The following is a 19763-nucleotide window of genomic DNA, read 5'->3' on the forward strand; positions in this document are numbered from 1 at the left end:
GGTAGTAAAACCTGCAAATCAGAGAGCACAGGGTGGATTTTGGCGAAAATCTACCGAAAATCCAGTTTCTCTAAACTCTTGACCAACATCAAAGATGCTATTGAATTTTGAAACCAGCAATTTTTCATGTAAATATTTAATGAAATTTACAGGTGAACACCTCCATAGAATGGTTATTAAATACCTGAAAATCAATGCATTTTCTGGTCATCACCAAAAGGCCATCCATGAACTTCTCCAAACATCCAACTATCTCGAAATGCCTGCCAAAAATGGGCTATGATGAGACACAGATAAGGGTGAGGCAACAAGGGTATAACCAGAAATTTTAATGCCCTTTCCCCTGTACTATCTTTGCAAAGAGAAAAGCCTTCTTTACATTTGAGATTGGACTCGTAAAGGCACATACATTCACATCAATCTATGAAAAAATTAGTGCGTGGCTTTTTCTATATTTTCACAGCAGGAATTGCCGTCAGTTGCTACGACTGCGGGCCGCAGGCCGAGCCAACGATTACTTTAAGCCTGCGTCAGGATACGTTACAGACTATACAGAGGATCAGTGCCCTGGATGCCAAATCAGATTCTGCTTTTAGTACCTTAGATCCTGGAAGTTATTATGGTACGGCAACATTGCCGGTTTCGCTGTTACAGGATAGTACCACTTTTCTCTTGTATGCAGAAAACCGGGTAGATACGCTCACCCTTTTTTACAAACGGATTTTTGACTCAAAACGGGAATGCGGATACTATGTCGATTTGAGCGCGCCCGAAGCTGGACCTCCTTTCAAAACAACCCTGAATCAACCTGTACAGGTCGAGTACAGCTCTTACCTTGGGCCGCGCGATTTCAAAGGTCCGAGCCCATTAGGTATCAGGATCACAATCGGAAGATACTGAAAGAGCTATGCAATCAACATTTTTATCCGCCTTCGTGCTCAGTGTTTTTCTGGTTGGGTCAGTCATTGGGCAGACTGTTACGGTAGATTCGCTTTCTGAAAATCGTGCAGGTAGTGTTTCCGGAAAAGAGCACACGTTCGGTATCGACGTTTTTAAAAACATTCCTTACCTGTTTTTCGCCAACAAGGTGCCTCTGGACGAACGTAGAATGCTGCTGACAAACAGGGGCATTGTGGAGCTGACGTGGCGTAGACAGAAGCGGGAAAGGTCGTATCAGACAGCCCTGTTGGGGTATAGTCAGGTAGAGGTCGTGAGTCCCAAAAGTGTAGAGCGACGTCAAAATGCCACGGGGTTCTATGCGAAATTGGGCAAGGAGTGGTCGGTGGGTAAAGGGAAGGCGCAGTCACAACTTGGGCTACGGGCTATGATGACCTATTGCCGCTATTCCACAGAACTGCTTTATCCGGGCCCGACTTTCGGCGATTACAAAAGCCTGGATGTCGTGCATAACATCGGAATTGGGATTGATCCGTACTATGCCCTCGACTTTTCTCTGAACCAACAGTGGCTGCTGCGTTGGGAAACACGATTGGCGCATCACTACCGCATTGCCGGCAAAGGGTACACGCCCTACTACCCCGGCGTAGGTTTCTCGCCAGGCCTGTATAACTATATCATCTCCCCGGGCACCACACTTCAAATTCACTACCGCTTTCATGGTAGGAAAGCTGAATAGTACGATTTCCGAACATTACATGCTGTTGAAGAAACTCTAATAATGGCGCTCGTTTTACTGGAAGGTTTTTATTGTATATTGCTTTTTGGTATGTTTGAAGTAATATATATACGAAAGGAAATTAGGAGTATTGATCGGTTATTTTTAATGAGTTATCCATGGAACGAAAGGACATTCGCTGGCAGCAGCGCTTTCATAATTTTACAAAAGCTTTGAACTATTTAGAGCAGGCATTGCAAATACCTGATCCGGATATTGTGCAAAAGGCGGGGACTATTCATTTTTTTGAAATGAGTTTTGAATTAGCCTGGAACCTTTTGAAAGATTATTTGGAAGAACAGGGATTTATGGATGTAAAATCTCCACGAAGTGCTTTGAAAAAAGCATTTTAAATAAATATTTTAGAAAAGGGGCACAATTGGATGGATTTATTGCTTGATCGCAATCTTACTTCGCATACGTACGATGAACAAAAAGCTAGCGCAATGGAATCACTAATTGAAAATAAATATTTTCCATTATTAAAAGCACTGCATACGTATTTTAAAAATAAGTTATATGAAGAATAAATTCGGATTAATTGAAAACGATATGGAAGAAATTGTTTCTATTTTGGCACAATTCCCCAACGTCCAAACGGCACTTATCTTTGGTAGCCGGGCCAAAGGAAATTATAGAAATGGCAGCGATGTGGATATTTGTTTGAAAGGTAAAAGTTTAAATTTCAACGAAATAAGCCAAATAAGCTATCAGCTAAATGAAGAAACAAGAATGCCCTATATGTTTGATGTTTTGGATTATAAGACTATACAAGAACCTGCGCTAGTGGATCATATCGACCGCATAGGTGTTGAGTTTTACATGTTGTTGGAGAAAACTGCAACAACGGCGTAACTGCAAAAAAGTCAAATTGTAAGAAGTAAGCCTATCAAATAAAACTTGATGAAGAAAATATTTATTACATTTTTAGTTTGTTCACTATTATCCTCATGTGGAGTTTTTCTGCAAAAGCAAGGTGTAAAAAACTACAAGATAAAAGAAAAAAATACACAAAAAGGGCTTAACAATTACCAGTCTGATTTTCTTTATTTAAATAAATTATTGGAAGAAAGCTTTCCAGAAGTAGACAGCATATTTCCAAAAGATGAACGTGAAAAACAAGTTCAAAAAATTGTGTCTACATTGGCAGTAGTGGATAATTATACTGACTTTGGTATTCAAGCAAGAAAATATCTTTCAAATTTTAAAAACCAACATACTAGTATATCCTTGAAGCAGGGATTTAAAAGTGTGTATCCATATGTGATCTATATCTCATCTAACGATTGGTATTTACTTAATCTTCCCACCCACTATGACAGTTTATTGATTGGTAAAAGGATTGTTAAATTTAATGGAGTATCCACAAAAGTCGTGGAAGATCGATTGATTAATTTCACTTTTGCAGAAAATAAAATTAGTCAACAATTTGAGATTCGTGATTTACAACTTTATAACAAGCCTGAATATTTAAAAGAAATTGGTGTAATCAAAAAAAACTCCGATGTGATAAAATTAGAATTTGATGACCAATCTGAAATTGAATTATCGCCAATATCTATCGGAAGTGACGTTGATGCATTTAATATTTCATTTAAAGAAAATTCCATTTCGAAATTTCAAAATGAATCTTACTCATATTCTATCCATAAAGATCAAAAATTTGGGTATTTACAATTTAATAGATGCCATGATAAAATAGACATATTGGATGGTATTGAAAGCTACGTAAAACCCTGGCTTCAACCACTAGCAAGAGGGTATGTGAAGAGACAGTTTCAAAAAGATAATTCTTCAAAACGGATTGCAAATTATTATAATCCTAAATACCCTGTTTTTAAGGACTTTGTATGGGAGCTCATTGATAGTCTGAATCATCATAAAATAGAAAATCTAATTATTGATTTGCGGAATAACCCGGGTGGAAATATTACTCTTGGAATACAACTCATGTATTTCCTCACTGATAAGGATACCCTTCAAGGGTTTAGTGAATATGCTTTTACCTCAGATATATACAAAAAATACTTTAAGAAGGAGTATCAGGATTTAGAAAAAAAATATCCTGAGGGTATGCCTAAAAGATGTTTGGTGAAAACTGATTCGGATGAAAATTTATTTTTTGAAATTGCAAATAGCAAATCGAAATATTTCATTCAAAAGAACCGTCCATTGTTTAAAGGCAATATTTATATCCTTTCAAATAATAGGACAGGCAGCGCTGCATCATTGCTTACTACGTTATTTCAAGATAATGATATTGGAACCGTGATTGGTACGAGCACAGGAAACAATCCTATTGGTGCAACTACTTATACACCAATGGAACTTCCAAATACAAAGGCTAAAATTTCAATAGCTACAACGTATTTAGTTAGACCTAAAAAAGGAAATGGGAGAATTCAAATACCAGATATTTGGATTGAATACACTATTTCCGATTTAATAAATGGAAAAGACCCATACTTGGAAATTGTAGTCCAGAAAATAAAAGAAAAAGTCAGCCACAAATAGCTCTTCCGTGGGCTGTGTCACACAGCCCTGAAAACCAACGTATTGTCTTTTAAAAATTAAACTATTATCCCTATGTTTCCCAAAGCATCCAACTTTCTAGAAAGGCCAACTTTAAGGGGGCTGTGAGACACAGCCCACGGTGGTGAGTGAATAGAATGATAGAGAGAGTTCTACCGCAAGCCCCTTATCTTTGCCTATCGATTAATTTTTAGCAACCATGATTTTAAGAAATAAACTCCCGCTTGCGCTCAGCGTTTTGATGGTGGCGTGCAGCGCGGCGGCTACCTCGCCCGAAGAGGCCCGTGATTTTTTAGTGGCCGTTCCCGAATGGACCATTTCGGAGGTGTACGTCAACGATGCGTTGAGTTTTAAGGATGGAAAAGAAGTAGCCAATTTTGGCGGAGTAAGTTTCAACCGCTACATGGCAAGCGTGCAGTTTCGGCCCGACGGCGCATTTGTAGGAAAATATTCGGATCGGGAGGCGGCTACGATCCTGCATTGGGAAGTAGATCAGGCCCAAAAGGCAATTATCGTCACGGCTGCCGACAGCAGTCAGGCCGAGCGTAGCGGGTGGGTCATTGCGCCCCGAAGCGTAGAACCCGAGTCGTTTGAAATGACAACAGAAACCGCGGCTTTTGACTACCCCCGAGTAACACGTATTCTCCTGAAATTCAAAAAGAAAGAATAAAAAAAACAGGGATTATCTTTCGATGAAGAAGAAAATCCCTGACTAAATTATTTAAAGATTTGGGTAGTAAAACGTCAATGCACCGATTTGTCCTGAGCCGGGGCGGAGGCATGATAATCCGTTCGGATTTTTTCAGCGTAAGCATCCATTAGTTCCAGCACGCGCTCCCGACTTTTGGAGCGCACTACACAGCCTACGTGGTATTCTTCTTCCATTTTCCAGACGACTTCCGGGTCACTGAATGGCGACAGGTCGGGCCACTGCTGCCGGGCGAGTGAAATAATGATTCCTGAATATTCTCTGCGAATTTCGGGCAATCGATAGGATTCTTTCCGTGCAACGGCGGTTTCGAGTTTGGCCCACTCTTTCCACAGATTCAGGCCCGACGAAGCCTCCACCATATCGGACAAATGCGCTCCACCTACCCTCGACGAAGTTTCGAGAAAATAGTACTGCCCATCGTCCTGACTACGAATTACTTCCGTATGAGAAGCGCTGTGCTGCATACCGAAGGCTTTGAGCACATCCACGGCCATTGTTTCCAGGGCGTGTCCTTCTGCCGAATCGAACGGCACGGTTACCGAACGAAAAATCCCCCCGCCGTGAGCGACGTCAAAAGGCGGAGCGAGGTATTGACTATTCCACGAAAAAATCACCCGACCATTGAGCGTTAGTGAGTCTACGTGGTACACGTGGCCGGGCTTAAATTGCTCGATCAGGTATTCGTGGCGGCTATCGCCCAGGCTGTCAATTGCCTGCCAAAGGGCTTCGGCCGTTTCCAGCTTCTTGATTCCGGTGGCTGACGCCTCCGAGCGGGGCTTGATCATCCATGGACCGGCATATTTGGCAATAAAATCATTGATAGCGGCGTCATTAAACAGCCCGCAAAAGCCCGGCACCCGGATGCCCGCTTCGGCGGCTTTGGTGCGCATAGCCAGCTTGTCTCTGAAATAGCGGGCGGTGGTTTGGCCCATGCCCGAAATCCGGAAATGCTCGCGAAGCAGGGCGGCTTTTTCCACATCAAAATCGTCAAGAGCCACGATGCGATCTACCGGGCGGCTACGCATGACGTGGGCAAGGCCCGTAATGACCTGCTCCATGCTGAACCCGCCGCCTTCGTTTTCCTCTACATAAAAAAACTCATCGATAGATTCCCTTACCCAGGGTTTATCTTCGAGTTTTTTTGCCGTCAGCAAATACACCGTATTACCCGCTTCTTTGCAGGCTTTTAGAAAATCATTTCCTTTAAAAAAAGTCGAAATACAAAGAAAAGTAAGTGGTCGGGTCATAAAACAGAGTCGGGAGTTGGTGAGTAAAAAAGGCTGTTTACCCAAATCTACCAAAAAAAGATTATTTCGCAAGCATTGATTGCCACGCAAAAAAAATGCTTGTAAACCTGCTCAGAGCCCTGCCTGATTTTCCAGAAAGCGGTACAGCAGCCTGACGCCAAAGGCCGTTCCGGCTCGGTTAGGGGCAAATTCGGCATCGCCAAAGGCCGTTCCGGCAATGTCAAGGTGAGCCCAGGCGGGATGTTCCTGCGTAAAAACTTCCAGAAACTTAGCCGCCACAATGCCTCCGGCGAGCGGTTTGCCGTGGTAGTTGCGGACATCGGCAATGTCCGATTCAATTTCCTCGCGGTACTCGTCCCACAGCGGCAGGCGCCAGAGCCGTTCGCCCGTATGGTCGGCGGCGGTGCTGAGTTGCTGCGCCAGCGCGTCATTTGCCGTGAAGAGCCCGGCGGCCACGTAGCCAAGGGTTTGCACCACACTACCCGTAAGCGTCGCGAGATCCAGCAGGACGTCCGGCTTGTAGGTTTTGGCGGCGTAGGCCAGGCCGTCGGCCAAAATCAACCGACCTTCGGCGTCGGTGTCTATCACTTCGATGGTTTTGCCTGCGTACGAGTCGATCACATCGCCGGGTTTGATACTTGCGCCATCTACACAGTTTTCGGTAGCGGGCACCACGCCAATCAGCCGAACGGGCAGTCGGAGTCGGGCGGCGAGTTCGACCGTACCAAGCACAGCGGCTGCTCCACCCATGTCGCTTTTCATGAGGTGCATGTTGGTCGAGGCTTTCATGGAAATCCCGCCCGTATCAAACGTTACACCTTTACCCACAAGAGCAATCGTTTGGGTATATTTTTCGGGGCTATACTCAGTCACAATCATCACCGGCGGCTCTTTGCTGCCTTTGTTTACGGCCAGCAGCGCGTGCATACCCATGCCGATCAGGGCATCTTTTTCCAGCACCGTTACTTTATAGCCATGCTTTCGGCCTGATTCCAGCGCCCATTCGGCCAGCAGACGGGGCGGTTTTTTGTTGGCAGGAGCGTTCATCAGATCCATCACCCGCATTTGGACGGCGGCGGTAGCTTTGGCTTTTCGCAGCGTATCTTCCAGTTGCGGGCTTTCTTTCTCCACCCAAACGAGCAGCGTACCGCCTTTGCCAAAAAAAGTGCTATATGGTTTGGGTTGCGATTTGTACAATCCGAGCTTATAGCCACCCAGCATCAGGCCGTTGATGGCGGCTTCTACAACGGGCAACGGCCATTGCCGGACATCAAGAACAACGGTATCCGGCCAACGGTCTTTTTGTTTATGAAAAAGCGTCCGTAGGCATTTCAGCACCGTAACCGGGGTGGGTGCTTTTCCCAATCCGAGCCATAGTTCGGTAGCAGACAGCCACCAAACCTCATTTTTTTTTGCCTTAAAAGCAGGTACTTGTCCGGTGTAGGTTTCTTCATCAAACATCGATAGCCGCAGATGCTCGGAAGCGGGGGCGGTGGTAAGTTCTATATTCATGTATAAATTTCTATGATTAGTTAAAAAAACAGCGTTGCCAGCGAAAAGCCGCGACTGCAAGTTCGTGAAAAACTGCTCAATCCGAACTATTTGGTCGCCTGCCTTAGCGAAGAACCCCGAACAATCAATTCGGTTGAGAGCATGACCGTTTCGGGAGGGAGGGTTTTTTCTTCGGCCTGCATCAGGTTCAGAATCATGTTGGCAGCGGCTTCGCCAATGTCGAGCGTGGGCTGTTTAACGGTCGTAAGGCCCGTACCGATATGAGCCGCAATGGGGTCATCACTAAAACCTACCACGCCCAGTTCGTGGGGAATCGCCAGGCCTTTGGCACGGGCAAGGAGCATGATTTCGATGGCTGTTGGGTCATTTACCGCAAAAATAGCATCAGGACGGGGAGTCATTTCCAAAAAATACCCGGCATAAATCCGAGCCTTTTGCACCGTCAAATCGCCATGAATGATGTATTCTGGCAGCACGGGCAAGCCATGTGCCCGCAGGGCATCGCAGTAGCCGCGCAGGCGTTCCTGACTGATGAGCAGGTTGGGCGGTCCGCCGAGGTGAGCAATGCGCGTATAGCCGTTTTGGATCAAATGCTCCACAGCCCAAAACGCTCCCTGATAGTCATTGGCCACCACTTTATGGGTGCCGAGCTCGTCGGTAACCCGGTTGAAATACACCACTGGAATGTCCCGTTTTTCAAAGGCCAGAAAATGGTCATAGTTGTTGGTATCGTGGCTCATGGAAGCCAACAGTCCGTCAACGCGATTGGCCAACAGCGCTTTTGTGTTACCCACTTCGGTTTCATACGACTCGTCAGACTGTGTAATGATCAGGTGAAAACCCGCCTGAATCAGCACTTTTTGTGCACCTACGATGATGTTTGGAAAAAACTGCGTGAGAAACTCCGGTACAATAATCCCCACCGTATTCGTCCGGCTTTTGACCAGGCTATGCGCCAGCTGATTGGGCTGATAGTCGAGTTCATGGGCTCGTTCCAGAATGGCTTTTCGGGTATTGGGATTGATGTCGGGATGTCCGTGCAGTGCCCGCGACACGGTAGAGTTGGACACGCCCAAATCCTGCGCAATGTCGATGATGGTGGTTTGGTGCCTCCTCTTTTTGGTTTTGATAGCATCGGGTGCCGCAATCGTGAAATAGTATTGGCAGTCTTTGCATAAAAACCGCTGATTGCCGCGCACAAACCCGGCTTTCATGATGGTCTCCACCTGACCACAGCGAGGACATTTTATCATAGTATGTAGTATTGTATTTTACCAATAAAATATAGCAGAGGTGTTTTGGCTATTGTCAAGTAAGCACAAAGATACTTATTCCTGATTAATTTATAGTAATAAATGACAAAATCATATATCGGTAACGTTTGCGGATACGTTTCCGATATTTTTTGACTAATTTTCAGATTATTTGGTATTTACAAAACTTGCTCTGTTCTGCTTCTCCCGTTATATTCATAGAAAACTCGGCTCACAAGCGTCATTCTACACATTAATTTTATAATAAAAATTAAAATACAGAGCGGCTGAGTTTTAAGATAATTGTACTAAACCAATATTTTACCTTTCTATCAGTTCTATGAAAAATGAATCTATGCACAAAACACTACCTGTTTTGAAACGAGGGCTCCTGATCCTGGGACTCCTCTTTCCGTATTTGCTCACGGCGCAGGATCGTGCCATTACCGGAAAAGTCATTGATGATCGGGGGGAAGCTATTCCAGGTGTCAGTATAACCGTAAAAGGCTCGCAACGGGGCACTATCACCGACGTTTCCGGAAACTATTCGGTTCAGGCTTCGCCTGCTTCCACGTTGGTGTTTTCTTTTCTGGGTTATATCAGTCAGGAACGGGCGGTCAACAATCAGAGCACTATTAACGTAACCCTTGCTACCGATACCAAAGCGCTCGAAGAAGTAGTGGTTGTTGGGTACGGAACGCAGCGGCGCATCGAAACCACGGGCTCCATTGCTTCTGTGAAGTCCGAAGAATTGACCTTACTGCCCGTTACCAACGTGGCTCAGGGCTTGCAGGCACGAATTTCTGGGGTGCAAATCAATCAAAACTCAGGCGCGCCGGGCGGCAATATCAGCGTCAGAATTCGGGGTACAAACTCCATCAACGGCAATGCCGAGCCTTTGTACGTGGTGGATGGCATTCAGATTTCCAACGGTGGCGGCATCAACGATGTCAGTCCGCTTTCGACCATTAATCCCAACGATATTGAGTCGGTGGAGGTTTTGAAAGATGCGTCGGCCTCAGCAATTTATGGCGCAAGAGCCGCCAACGGCGTTGTGCTCATTACGACCAAACGTGGAAAATCGGGCGCAACGCGCGTATCTATTGACAGCTACTATGGCATTCAGAAAGTGGCCAAAACGCTCGATGTGCTGAATGCCGCAGAGTTTGCACAGCTTGAAAACGAAGTATTCAGAAACAACGCTTACCCAAATCCATCGTCGCTTGGTGAAGGCGTCAACTGGCAAAATCTGATTTTCCAGGAAGCGCCCATTCAGAGTCATCAGCTGTCGATCAACGGTGGAAACGATAAAACGCAGCTCGCGCTTTCGGCTAACTTTTTTGATCAGGATGGAATCATCATCAATTCTAATTTTCAGCGCTATTCGTACCGGCTCAATGTGGACCATAAAATCAATAACCGGCTCAAAATCGGCACGAGTATTTTGGGAAGTTATAATCTGAGCGGTGGTGTAGATGCCGGAAGTACGAGCGTGGGTGATGCGGGCGTCGTGACGCAGAGCGTATTGGGTGCGGCAATTGGAGCGCCGCCTACCTTGCAGCCGTACCGGGAAGATGGCTCCATTTTTCCGTTTGGCGAGCAGGGTAATGGTCAGTATCGCGAGGTGATTAACCCATTGAATTTTACCGAAATCCTACGCGACCGTGCCATCAAGCGTACATTGATAAATCTTTTTGGAGAATATGAATTCCTGCCGGGGCTGACTTACCGGGCGTCGTTCAATGCGGATATTCAAAATCGGCTGGACGATTCGTACTCGCCGTTGTCGATCATAAACCGGGCTGATATTAATGACAACTCGGGCAGCGGTTCCAAGTCAAATTCCAACTTTCTGGGACTTTTGCACGAAAGTATTCTGTCGTATTCGCGCAAATTTGGCGACGATCACAGCCTGCGGTTTACGGGGGTTTTTGCGTCGCAGGTAGAAAATTCTAATAATAATTTCATCAGCGCAACGGGCTTTCCCAATGACGCTACGCGCAACGAAGCGCTGCAACTTGCCCTCAACCGCACCGTGAGCAGCTCACGTTCCAAGCAGCGGCTTGACTCCTACATGGGCCGATTCAATTATGGGTTTAAAGATAAATATTTCCTCGATCTGACGGCCCGTATCGACGGTTCCAGCAAATTCGGAGCCAACCATAAGTACGGATTTTTTCCGGCAGTTTCTGGCGCCTGGCGCGTGATTGAAGAAAGTTTTATGCAAAATGTGCGCTGGATGTCTGACCTTAAACTCCGCGCAAGCTACGGTATTACCGGAAATGCCGGGGGAATTTCGCCGTACCAATCGCTTGCGACGGTGGGCTCGGGTGGTGGCTACAACCTGAATCATACCTACCAAACGGCGATTCGTCCGTCGGGGATTGCCAATCCGGATTTGCGCTGGGAAAAATCAACCCAAACCAACATCGGGCTGGACATTGGACTGCTCAACAACCGGTTGTCGTTTATTATGGATTACTACCAAAAGCGCACCGACGATTTGCTGTACGTCAAAACGCTCCCGCTTTCGTCGGGCTACGGGAGTATCACCGGAAACTACGCTTCGCTGGAAAACAAAGGATTTGAGTTTGCAACCAACGCTACCATCCTGAACGGTCCGTTCCGGTGGACGGTCTCGGGAAATATAACGTTCAACCGTAATAAACTGCTCGACCTCGACGGCGGTACCACGCAGGAGCGCTTTGTTACCAACGCTACCCTGCTGAGCGTCGGTCAGCCTTTGGGCGTATTCAAAACCTACGTTTTTGACGGCATCAACCAAACGGGCGAAAGCATCATTCCGGGATACGACGGCCGTGTGGGTGGCCACAAGGTGAAAGATCTGAACAATGATGGAGCCATTAATGCACAGGATCAGATCATTACGGGAGATCCCAACCCTGATTTTATTTTCGGTTTTTCTACAAACCTGACCTACAAAAATTTCGACTTCACGGCCTTTCTATCAGGTTCACAGGGCAACGATATTTACAACATAGCCCGTCTGTCGTTTGAAAACCCGCTGGGTCAGCGCAATTTGTTTAAAGGCGTGGTTGATCGCTGGTCCCCCACAAATCCGAGCAATCAGTACGTAAGTCCTTTTGTAGCAGGTCGTTTACCCATTACGGATTACGCTATTGAGGATGGATCTTTTATTCGACTCAAAAATATTTCGCTGGGCTACACGCTGCCTGCCATCAAAGGCATCAACCGGATTCGGGTATACATCAGTGGCAATAACCTCCTGACCCTCACCAACTACACCGGTTTTGATCCCGAAGTAAATACCTACGCCGGTTCCAACACGACGGTTGGGGTAGATAACCTGGTATATCCTCAGGCAAAATCATTCCTGGGTGGCGTTCAAATAACCTTTTGATCTGATTCATTTAATAGCTGAAAAAATATATGATTATGAAATTCAAGTCCTTATACAAACTCGTACCGATGGTGCTCCTGGGCGTCGGCCTCACCTCCTGCGAGCTGGAAGAAACGGTGTATTCTTCGATTTTTACCGATAATTTTTACAAAACCGCCTCTGATGCCGAAAAAGGCCTGATTGGTGTTTACGATGCGATGGGCGGATTGTATGGCGGTCCGGCTGGTACACTCGTGCCCGATTTTAGTGCCGATCAGGTATACCCACGGGCCGTAGTAGGCCGCAATACCCTGACGCTCTTTACCGTAGAGCCAACCTACACCACGCAGCGCAGCGCCGGACGAACCAACGAATCTCCGCAGCAAATCTGGATCTCGTGTTATAGCGGCATCGAAAAAGCCAACTGGATGATTGCCAAAGTACCCGACGCTACAATGGACCAAACCCGGAAAAAACAAATCATCGGGGAAGCGTATTTTTTGCGGGCGTTTTATCACTGGATGCTGACGAAAAATTTTGGTGAAATTCCGGTAAAAATCCAGCCAAGTACGTCTGAACTGGAAGCATATGTAGGTAAAAGTCCGATTGCAGAAGTGTACCAGCAAATTTACAGCGACCTGGATCAGGCTGCGGCAGCCGGGTTGCCATCCTTTCCTTCGATAGAAGCCGGACGCCCTTCCAACGAAGCCGTTCAGGCGTTGTATGCCAAAGTCGCCTTGTACAACGAAGATTGGGCAAAGGCCCTGGAAAAAGCCGAAGTAGTGATCAATTCCGGGAAGTATTCGCTCATGCCCAATGTGCAGGATGTGTTTGATTATCAGAAAGAAGATGCCGCCCGTATCGAAAATATCTGGGCCTACGAAGCCGATCCGATTTCACCGGGCACGAGCCATCAGTTGGTGGGATTGACGGGTCCCTCGGGCAGCGGAGGGGTAGAGTACGCCCGCACGTCTTTTGGGTCGATGTTTGCCTACATGAGTTTTTTCAATTCGTTTGATCCGGCCGACGAGCGTCGGCAATTGCTGGATACCACCTACCGCAACCGCGCCGGGGCGATGGTGCCGCAGCGTAACATCACACCTATCACGCCCGAGGGGGTCTTGATTCGTAAATACCGCGATCCGATTTCTACCACGGGTCTTATTCCCAATATTCCCATTTTGCGCTTGGCCGATATGTACCTGATTGCAGCCGAAGCTGAGGCACGTTTGAACGGCGGAACCGCCAAAGCCTACGGCTACATCAACACCATCCGCAACCGCGCCGACTTGCCTGATTTAACAAGTGGACTTGGCAAAGATGCGTTTATTGATGCCGTGATTCAGGAACGTTCGTGGGAGTTTTTTGCCGAAGGCGACCGATGGTACGACCTGACCCGTACGGGTAAGTTTCTCACGGTGATTCCGCAGGCTACCAATTCGGTGTACCCTTCGCGGCCGGTGACGCCAAAGAATAAGTTTTTCCCAATTCCGCAGGATGAGGTAAACGCTAATCCTGAATTGACACAAAATCCTGATTGGCAGTAACTTTGAAGACGCCCGGCAGAGGTTTGTTTGAAGGCAAATTTTCTGCCGGGTTTGATTTGAAAAAGGGGTAACGATAAGAGTTAATGGACTTTTGATCTGGTGATAAATGAATATTTTTTTAACATTTCACAATATTTCATAACATTTCACAGGGCTGCACCCTGTGCTAGTGGATTACGCCCTTTTAGGGCTGGGGGACTTTTATTTTTTATTTGATTGCCTGTCTTAAATTTTATTAGTGGAATAAATTAATGATTAAACTCGCTGGTGTTGGATTTGTACTTTGGGTATGCCTTTCTTTAATTTCTGAACCAGCTATTCCGGTCAGAAAAGAAAAGGCATTTGATGCATATATTCAGGATTCAATACCGATTGAGGTTGAGCTGTATTTTACCTCTAATCATCAACCCGACTATTATAAAAGTCACGTCAAAACTCCTGTTTGTAAAGATAGCCTTTGCTATCTGGTAGAAATAGATTTGATTTGGGATTTGCTCGGAAATTTCAAAAATTATGAAGTGCCTGCCGATAAACCTTTGACAAAATTTGATCATGAAGAATTTGAAGAAAATGATCATAAAAAATTAAAAAGTATTTTGGCTGATAAAACCTCTTTGCTACGCGATTATGAAATGAAAACATTGGTAGACGAAGACGTGCGCCGTGCTTCGGGAGTCGTAGACGCCACTACGGGCGCCACAAGCGCGACTATTAAAGATGCCGTAGTGGGAGGAGCGCTGTATACGACACATACGTTGTGGCATATCGTGAATGGAGAAGTGGCCAAGAAAATACTGACGCACACCGAAGCCCGCTTTACAGATTCACTTTTGGTTTCGATGTTACAATCGTCTGATTATCAGTACCAGTACTATGCCTTAAACAAAGTACCGGAGTCAAAGCGCATGGCGTATATACCTCAGTTTGTTCGGTTGGTGGCAAGCGGCGATGCCTACGTGCCTTTTTTTGCGATTGAAAAAATTCCTGCCGAAGCCTGGAAACAACCCGTCACTCAACTGCAACTCGCTGAACTATTGGGTAGAGTATCTTTTGAAATGCAGAATGAATTGCTGAATAAATTCAAAGAAATGGAATTATTTACTGAAACAATTTCGAAACTTATCCAAAATCATTCCAAACTGACGGATAAGCAATTGATAAAGTTATTAACAATTTTAAAAGATAATAAAACTAAAATTTCTGAAAATTCAAAACAAGTTTTGGAGAATTTATTGAAAAATAAAAATCAACAGGTCGTAAACTTAACCTCAGATATTTTAAAAAATTAGATTTAAAAAAAAATAAAAAAAACCAGCCCTGAAAGGGCAAAATCCACCAGCCCAGGGTGAAGCCCTGGGGAATTGGGGAATTGGGGAACATGAATACAAAATTTACCAACAAAATGATAGAAGGATTATGGAAGCAAAAAGGAGAGATTTCATAAAAGCCATGGGGGCATCCGGGGCATTTTTAACCAGCCCCCTTACCCTGTTTGGCAAAAGCCCGGAAGAACAGGCTAAGGAAATTAACAAAGACGTCTACCAAACCAAGCAATACACTACCGACGTACTCATTGCCGGAGGCGGCATGGCGGGCGTTTGCGCAGCGCTTTCGGCGGCTCGCAACGGTGCAAAAGTGATATTGATTCAGGATCGGTCGCGGCTGGGCGGAAATGCAAGCAGCGAAATCAGAATGCACGTATTGGGAGCAACGGCTCTGCGGCAGGTGTGGCGTGAAACGGGAATACTGGAAGAGCTGTTCCTGACCGAAGCCGTTGACAATCAGCAGCGCTGCTACGAAATGTGGGATTTTGTGATGTATGACAAAGTGATTTCTGAAAAGAATATTACCCTTTTGCTGGATACCGTTTTGTACGAAACGGAAGTTGCCAACAACGAAATAAAACTCATTCGGGCGATTTGCTCACAAACGGAAGAGATTTACGAAATCAAAGCGAAATATTACGCCGACTGCACCGGGGATGCTACGCTGGGTGCGCAGGCCGGGGCTGAATTCATGCGTGGCCGTGAGGCCAAATCGCTTTGGGGAGAATCGCTGGCGGTAGACGTAGCCGACAACAAATCCATGGGCAACAGCCTGTTGTTTATGTCGAGCAAACACGACCGCCCAATGCCATACACGCCACCGGCCTGGGCCAAAAAATTTACGGCCAAAGACTTCGTACATCGCAAAATCAACACCTTCGAGTTTGGCTATTGGTGGCTGGAACTGGGCGGAATGGTGGATATTATTCAGGATGGACAAAAGATCCGGCACGAACTGCTGACCATTTTGTTTGGCGTGTGGGACTATATCAAAAACTCCGGCAACCATCCCGAATCCGAAAATTGGGCGCTGTCGTGGGTGGGCATGATTCCGGGCAAGCGTGAAAGCCGCCGGCTGGTAGGTGACTACATCATGAAGCAGGAGGATATTCAGTCGGCCAAGCTCTTCCCGGACCGCGTTTCGTACGGCGGGTGGCCCCTCGACGACCACCCACCCGAAGGCATGAGCAGCACCGACATGGTACCCTATGTTTCCATTCCGCTCAAAGCGCCGTACTCCATTCCCTTCCGGTCGCTGTATAGCAAAAACATCAAAAATCTGCTGATGGCCGGGCGTAACGTGAGCGTATCGCACGTGGCGCTGTCGTCTACGCGCGTGATGGCCACCTGTGCGATGATGGGTCAGGCCATCGGAACCGGCATGGCTTACTGCCTGGCGCAGGGCATCAAACCAACGGTGCTGGGCAATCAGCAAAACCACATGAGCCGGTTTCAGCAAATCTTACTCCGTCAGGATCAGGGAATGCTGGGCGTAAAAAATAAGGACGATAAAGATCTGGCGCGGCAGGCGACAGTCAAAGCTTCTTCCGAAACCAAAGACGGCGCTGCGGTTCAGGTGCTGGACGGTTTCAACCGCAACGTAATGGATGGCAAAACGCACCAATGGCAGGCCGAAATGAAAGACGGTGAACCCTGGCTGGAAATTTCCTGGAACAAGCCCGTTAAGTTCAATACCATTCAGCTAACCTTTGATACCGGCCTGCATCGCCGTTTGTTGCTTACCTCGGACAACGGGGTCTATTTTAGTCAGGAAAGAGGGCCACAGCCCGAAACCATTGCGGCTTACACCATCATGGCTGGCACCAAACAACTTGTGCAGGTTGAAAACAACTACATGCGCCGGGCCGAGCATCGACTCTCTGAAACAGTGGAAGTACAATCCATCCGAATCAGTGTGCAGAAGACCCATGGCGATGCACTTGCGCGGTTGTTTGAAGTACGTTGTTACCTGGATGATGTAAATATTTCCTGAAAAATGAATATGAACCGACGGATGGCTGGCAAAACGCTTTTACTAGTTGGAATACTGTTGATTCTTTTTCCAACCGCACAGGCGCAACAAACGCTGCGGCTGGAAAATGCTCAGCTGCGGATTGTATGGCAGAAGACTGGTGAAGGATGGAAAATTCAACGGGCTGAGGTAAAAAAAGGCACGCGGTGGGACAAAAGTTTGACTCCCTCAGGTGAGTACACGCTGCTCTTTACCGAAGAAAAGCCTTCCACCGAAAGCGCCCAAACCTTTGAGAAAAGTACGGGTGGGAAATTTCCGGAAGATAACTACCACTATCAGCAGGTTCAATGGAAGGAAAGTACCACGGCGGTGGCTCTGAACACGGCCGGAAAGGCCTACCATTTTTTTCCTGAAAATGGAAAACAAACGGGAGAAAACCGCCTGCAATTTACCCACGAAACCGACGTAGCCACGATTCAGACCGACTGGTCCTTTGACGAAACCTTCGGGACGGATATTCGGATAAATCAAACGATTATCCCAAAAAAGCAAGGCTATTTTTCATTGGCCACGCCCACTTTGGTTACGCTTTCAGAATCCAAAATGAGCTGGTCAGCGGTCCCAGGCTATTTTCAGGGAAATTATTTTCAGGAAAATTTTGCCAAAGCGTACGCCTATGGTCATGGCATTCCACGCCTTCCGGTGGTGTACCGCGAGCGCTGCGCCACAACCCTGGCACCCCTTATGAGCACAAAAAGTGGCGTGACGTTCTCGGTAATTCCCGACCCCGGACTTGCCCGGGACCCATGGGCGAAGGATAAAATTACGCAGACAGACTGGCACCTCGGCTTGTCGCACATGAACCGCCGGGGCGATCTTTCACCAACACTTTACTATCCGGTACTTGGCGAGGAAAAGTCGGCCCGGCAGGTTGGGGAGCGACTTTCGTACGGCTTTCGGTACAGCCTGATCGAAGGAGATTGGTTCAAAGCGTTGAACCATGCTGTATATGATGTGTATAAGTTTAAAGAAAGTCTGGCGCTGCGGCAAAGCAAACAGTCGCTTATGAATCGCATCGAGAAAATGCACGACTACCTGGTAGATCCCCAAACCTCTCTTTGGAATGTGGAAGAATTTGAAGGACGCAAAATCGGTGCGCAGTCGTATTTGGGTGGTGTGGTTGGTTCCAACAAAGACGCTATGAAAAACTCAGATTATGGCGCCATGTGGATGCTCGGAACTGCCACGAACGACGCCCGCCTGACGGAACAGGTTTTGCCTTATGCGCTGAATTTCAAGCTAGTCCAACAACAAACAACCCCTGGTTTTTTTGACGGCGCCGTGCGTGGTCAGTACTATCTGGCAAAGGCCAAAAAGTTTGTGGAAGAATGGGGCGAAGTAGTTGAGCCCATGGCAGTGACCTACTACATTATGCTTGACGTAGGCAATATGTTGCTTTTTGATCCTGAAAATGAGGAGCTTAAACAACGCCTACGCCTGGGAGCCGAGCGCCTGATGCAGTGGCAAAAGCCCGATGGAAGCTGGGCCGTAGCCTACGATCATCACACCAAAGAAGAACTTTTTCAGGATATTGCCGACTACCGTCCGACGTTCTACGGACTGCTTGTAGCGTACCGTTTGCTGAAAGACGAGCGGTATCTGAAAGCTGCCCAAAAAGGTGCCGATTGGTTTGTAAAAAATGGCGTAAACCGGGGAAGTTTTCTGGGCGTTTGTGGCGATGCGCGCTACGCCCCCGACTTCGCCACCGGACAATCGGCGCAGGCGCTGCTGGATTTGTATGAACTTACCAATAAAAATTCTTACAGAGAGGCTGCGATTCTGGCTGCCAAATTATACACCACGTCCATTTACACGCACTCCATCCCAACCACCAAAACCAAGTACGTCAACGGTCGGCCTCGGCAGGATTGGGAAATTGCGCAGTCGGGACTTAGCTTTGAACATGGCGGAATTTTTGGCTCAGCCACCCGGCACGGACCTATTCAGCTTGCGAGTCACGCTGGTCTGTTTCTGCGCATGAACCATCTGACTAACGAGCCGATTTTTGCCGATATGGCCCGCTCAGCTGCCATTGGCCGTGATGCCTTTGTCGACAGCACCACGAGCGTGGCTTCCTACTACTGGAACGCCATGAACCGGGGCGCGGGACCGTATCCGCATCATGCGTGGTGGCAAATCGGATGGATTACGGACTATCTGCTGGCGGAGGCGGAGTTGCGTTCCAACGGTACTGTTTCGTTTCCGCGTGGTTTTGTGACTCCCAAAGTTGGCCCGCACCAAACCTACGGCTTTGCTCCCGGGACCATTAACGGAGTGAAAGCCAATTTGGTAATCAGCGAAGCCTGGGCAAAAGTCAACAACCCGTCGGTCGACTGCCTGTTGGCACGGGCTACCGACGGATCTAAACGATTTGTGATTTTGCTGAATAATTATGCGCATTCGTCTGATTTTACGCTCAGTCTTGATTCCAAAACGCACCAAAAGAAATCGTTACCTGCTTTTGGAATGGAAGTGGTTCAGCTGGATTGAGAATAGAATTATTTTTTTTTACAAAAAAAACTGATAATCAACTAGTTGTTTTTAATTATTAAAATAAAATTCCCTGA

General features: G+C 46.9%; 13 protein-coding genes and 1 pseudogene. 11 read left to right on the forward strand and 3 right to left on the reverse strand.

Translation table 11 applies throughout. The features are described 5' to 3' along the window. The first annotated feature begins 423 nt into the window (after window positions 1-423). The 6 genes and pseudogenes from EZE20_RS23145 to EZE20_RS23170 all read left to right on the forward strand — a co-directional run bounded on the left by EZE20_RS23145 (window position 424) and on the right by EZE20_RS23170 (window position 4877). Window positions 424-900 carry a hypothetical protein gene (locus EZE20_RS23145; protein WP_132122267.1) on the forward strand — a complete coding sequence of 159 codons (477 nt, stop codon included), beginning with the start codon at window positions 424-426 and terminating at the stop codon, window positions 898-900. 7 nt (window positions 901-907) lie between these two features. After that, complete coding sequence (locus tag EZE20_RS23150) at window positions 908-1636, forward strand: hypothetical protein (RefSeq protein WP_132122269.1); 729 nt, start codon at window positions 908-910, stop codon at window positions 1634-1636. Between the two features lie 158 nt (window positions 1637-1794). After that, a pseudogene (locus EZE20_RS24485) lies at window positions 1795-2205 on the forward strand (nucleotidyltransferase substrate binding protein). After that, a complete protein-coding gene (locus EZE20_RS23160) occupies window positions 2195-2530 on the forward strand; it encodes a nucleotidyltransferase family protein (protein WP_132122271.1) in 336 nt (111 codons plus the stop codon). Before EZE20_RS24485 ends, EZE20_RS23160 begins: the two are co-directional and overlap by 11 nt. A gap of 48 nt (window positions 2531-2578) precedes the next feature. Then, window positions 2579-4189, forward strand: coding sequence for a S41 family peptidase (locus EZE20_RS23165; RefSeq protein ID WP_132122273.1), 1611 nt, complete (start codon window positions 2579-2581; stop codon window positions 4187-4189). A gap of 217 nt (window positions 4190-4406) precedes the next feature. Continuing rightward, window positions 4407-4877: a hypothetical protein gene (locus tag EZE20_RS23170; RefSeq protein WP_132122275.1), complete on the forward strand. Its 471-nt coding sequence runs from the start codon at window positions 4407-4409 to the stop codon at window positions 4875-4877. 74 nt (window positions 4878-4951) lie between these two features. Here the strand turns inward: EZE20_RS23170 and EZE20_RS23175 are convergent, their stop codons facing one another. The 3 genes from EZE20_RS23175 to EZE20_RS23185 form a co-directional block, all read right to left on the reverse strand. Beyond that, window positions 4952-6166 carry an ATP-grasp domain-containing protein gene (locus tag EZE20_RS23175; protein ID WP_132122277.1) on the reverse strand — a complete coding sequence of 405 codons (1215 nt, stop codon included), beginning with the start codon at window positions 6164-6166 and terminating at the stop codon, window positions 4952-4954. Between the two features lie 111 nt (window positions 6167-6277). After that, the gene (locus EZE20_RS23180) at window positions 6278-7678 is read right to left on the reverse strand and encodes a leucyl aminopeptidase family protein (protein ID WP_132122279.1); all 1401 of its coding nucleotides are present in this window, start codon (window positions 7676-7678) and stop codon (window positions 6278-6280) included. An 86-nt stretch (window positions 7679-7764) separates the two neighbouring features. Beyond that, on the reverse strand, window positions 7765-8931 hold the full coding sequence (locus EZE20_RS23185; RefSeq protein ID WP_132122281.1) for a LacI family DNA-binding transcriptional regulator: 1167 nt from the start codon (window positions 8929-8931) through the stop codon (window positions 7765-7767). Window positions 8932-9271: 340 nt separating this feature from the next. Here EZE20_RS23185 and EZE20_RS23190 point away from each other — a divergent pair, with 340 nt between their 5' ends. From EZE20_RS23190 to EZE20_RS23210, 5 genes are all read left to right on the forward strand, one after another. After that, complete coding sequence (locus tag EZE20_RS23190) at window positions 9272-12313, forward strand: SusC/RagA family TonB-linked outer membrane protein (protein WP_228713980.1); 3042 nt, start codon at window positions 9272-9274, stop codon at window positions 12311-12313. Between the two features lie 35 nt (window positions 12314-12348). Further along, entirely contained in the window at window positions 12349-13839 is a 1491-nt protein-coding gene (locus tag EZE20_RS23195) for a RagB/SusD family nutrient uptake outer membrane protein (RefSeq protein WP_132122283.1), read from the forward strand. Window positions 13840-14090: 251 nt separating this feature from the next. Continuing rightward, the gene (locus EZE20_RS23200; RefSeq protein WP_132122285.1) at window positions 14091-15128 is read left to right on the forward strand and encodes a hypothetical protein; all 1038 of its coding nucleotides are present in this window, start codon (window positions 14091-14093) and stop codon (window positions 15126-15128) included. A 127-nt stretch (window positions 15129-15255) separates the two neighbouring features. Next, the gene (locus EZE20_RS23205) at window positions 15256-17157 is read left to right on the forward strand and encodes an FAD-dependent oxidoreductase (RefSeq protein ID WP_132122287.1); all 1902 of its coding nucleotides are present in this window, start codon (window positions 15256-15258) and stop codon (window positions 17155-17157) included. A 3-nt stretch (window positions 17158-17160) separates the two neighbouring features. Beyond that, complete coding sequence (locus tag EZE20_RS23210; RefSeq protein WP_394345670.1) at window positions 17161-19686, forward strand: glycerophosphoryl diester phosphodiesterase; 2526 nt, start codon at window positions 17161-17163, stop codon at window positions 19684-19686. The last annotated feature ends 77 nt before the right edge of the window (window positions 19687-19763 follow it).

The organism is Arundinibacter roseus (genome assembly GCF_004348825.1).
GTDB lineage: Bacteria > Bacteroidota > Bacteroidia > Cytophagales > Spirosomataceae > Arundinibacter > Arundinibacter roseus.

Excerpts from the sequence above, each read along its gene's own strand:
- EZE20_RS23145 (WP_132122267.1), top strand. The coding sequence starts at position 424 with ATGAAAAAATTAGTGCGTGGCTTTTTCTATATTTTCACAGCAGGAATT.
- EZE20_RS23150 (WP_132122269.1), top strand. The coding sequence starts at position 908 with ATGCAATCAACATTTTTATCCGCCTTCGTGCTCAGTGTTTTTCTGGTT.
- EZE20_RS23160 (WP_132122271.1), top strand. The coding sequence starts at position 2,195 with ATGAAGAATAAATTCGGATTAATTGAAAACGATATGGAAGAAATTGTT.
- EZE20_RS23165 (WP_132122273.1), top strand. The coding sequence starts at position 2,579 with ATGAAGAAAATATTTATTACATTTTTAGTTTGTTCACTATTATCCTCA.
- EZE20_RS23170 (WP_132122275.1), top strand. The coding sequence starts at position 4,407 with ATGATTTTAAGAAATAAACTCCCGCTTGCGCTCAGCGTTTTGATGGTG.
- EZE20_RS23175 (WP_132122277.1), bottom strand. The coding sequence starts at position 6,166 with ATGACCCGACCACTTACTTTTCTTTGTATTTCGACTTTTTTTAAAGGA.
- EZE20_RS23180 (WP_132122279.1), bottom strand. The coding sequence starts at position 7,678 with ATGAATATAGAACTTACCACCGCCCCCGCTTCCGAGCATCTGCGGCTA.
- EZE20_RS23185 (WP_132122281.1), bottom strand. The coding sequence starts at position 8,931 with ATGATAAAATGTCCTCGCTGTGGTCAGGTGGAGACCATCATGAAAGCC.
- EZE20_RS23190 (WP_228713980.1), top strand. The coding sequence starts at position 9,272 with ATGAAAAATGAATCTATGCACAAAACACTACCTGTTTTGAAACGAGGG.
- EZE20_RS23195 (WP_132122283.1), top strand. The coding sequence starts at position 12,349 with ATGAAATTCAAGTCCTTATACAAACTCGTACCGATGGTGCTCCTGGGC.
- EZE20_RS23200 (WP_132122285.1), top strand. The coding sequence starts at position 14,091 with ATGATTAAACTCGCTGGTGTTGGATTTGTACTTTGGGTATGCCTTTCT.
- EZE20_RS23205 (WP_132122287.1), top strand. The coding sequence starts at position 15,256 with ATGGAAGCAAAAAGGAGAGATTTCATAAAAGCCATGGGGGCATCCGGG.
- EZE20_RS23210 (WP_394345670.1), top strand. The coding sequence starts at position 17,161 with ATGAATATGAACCGACGGATGGCTGGCAAAACGCTTTTACTAGTTGGA.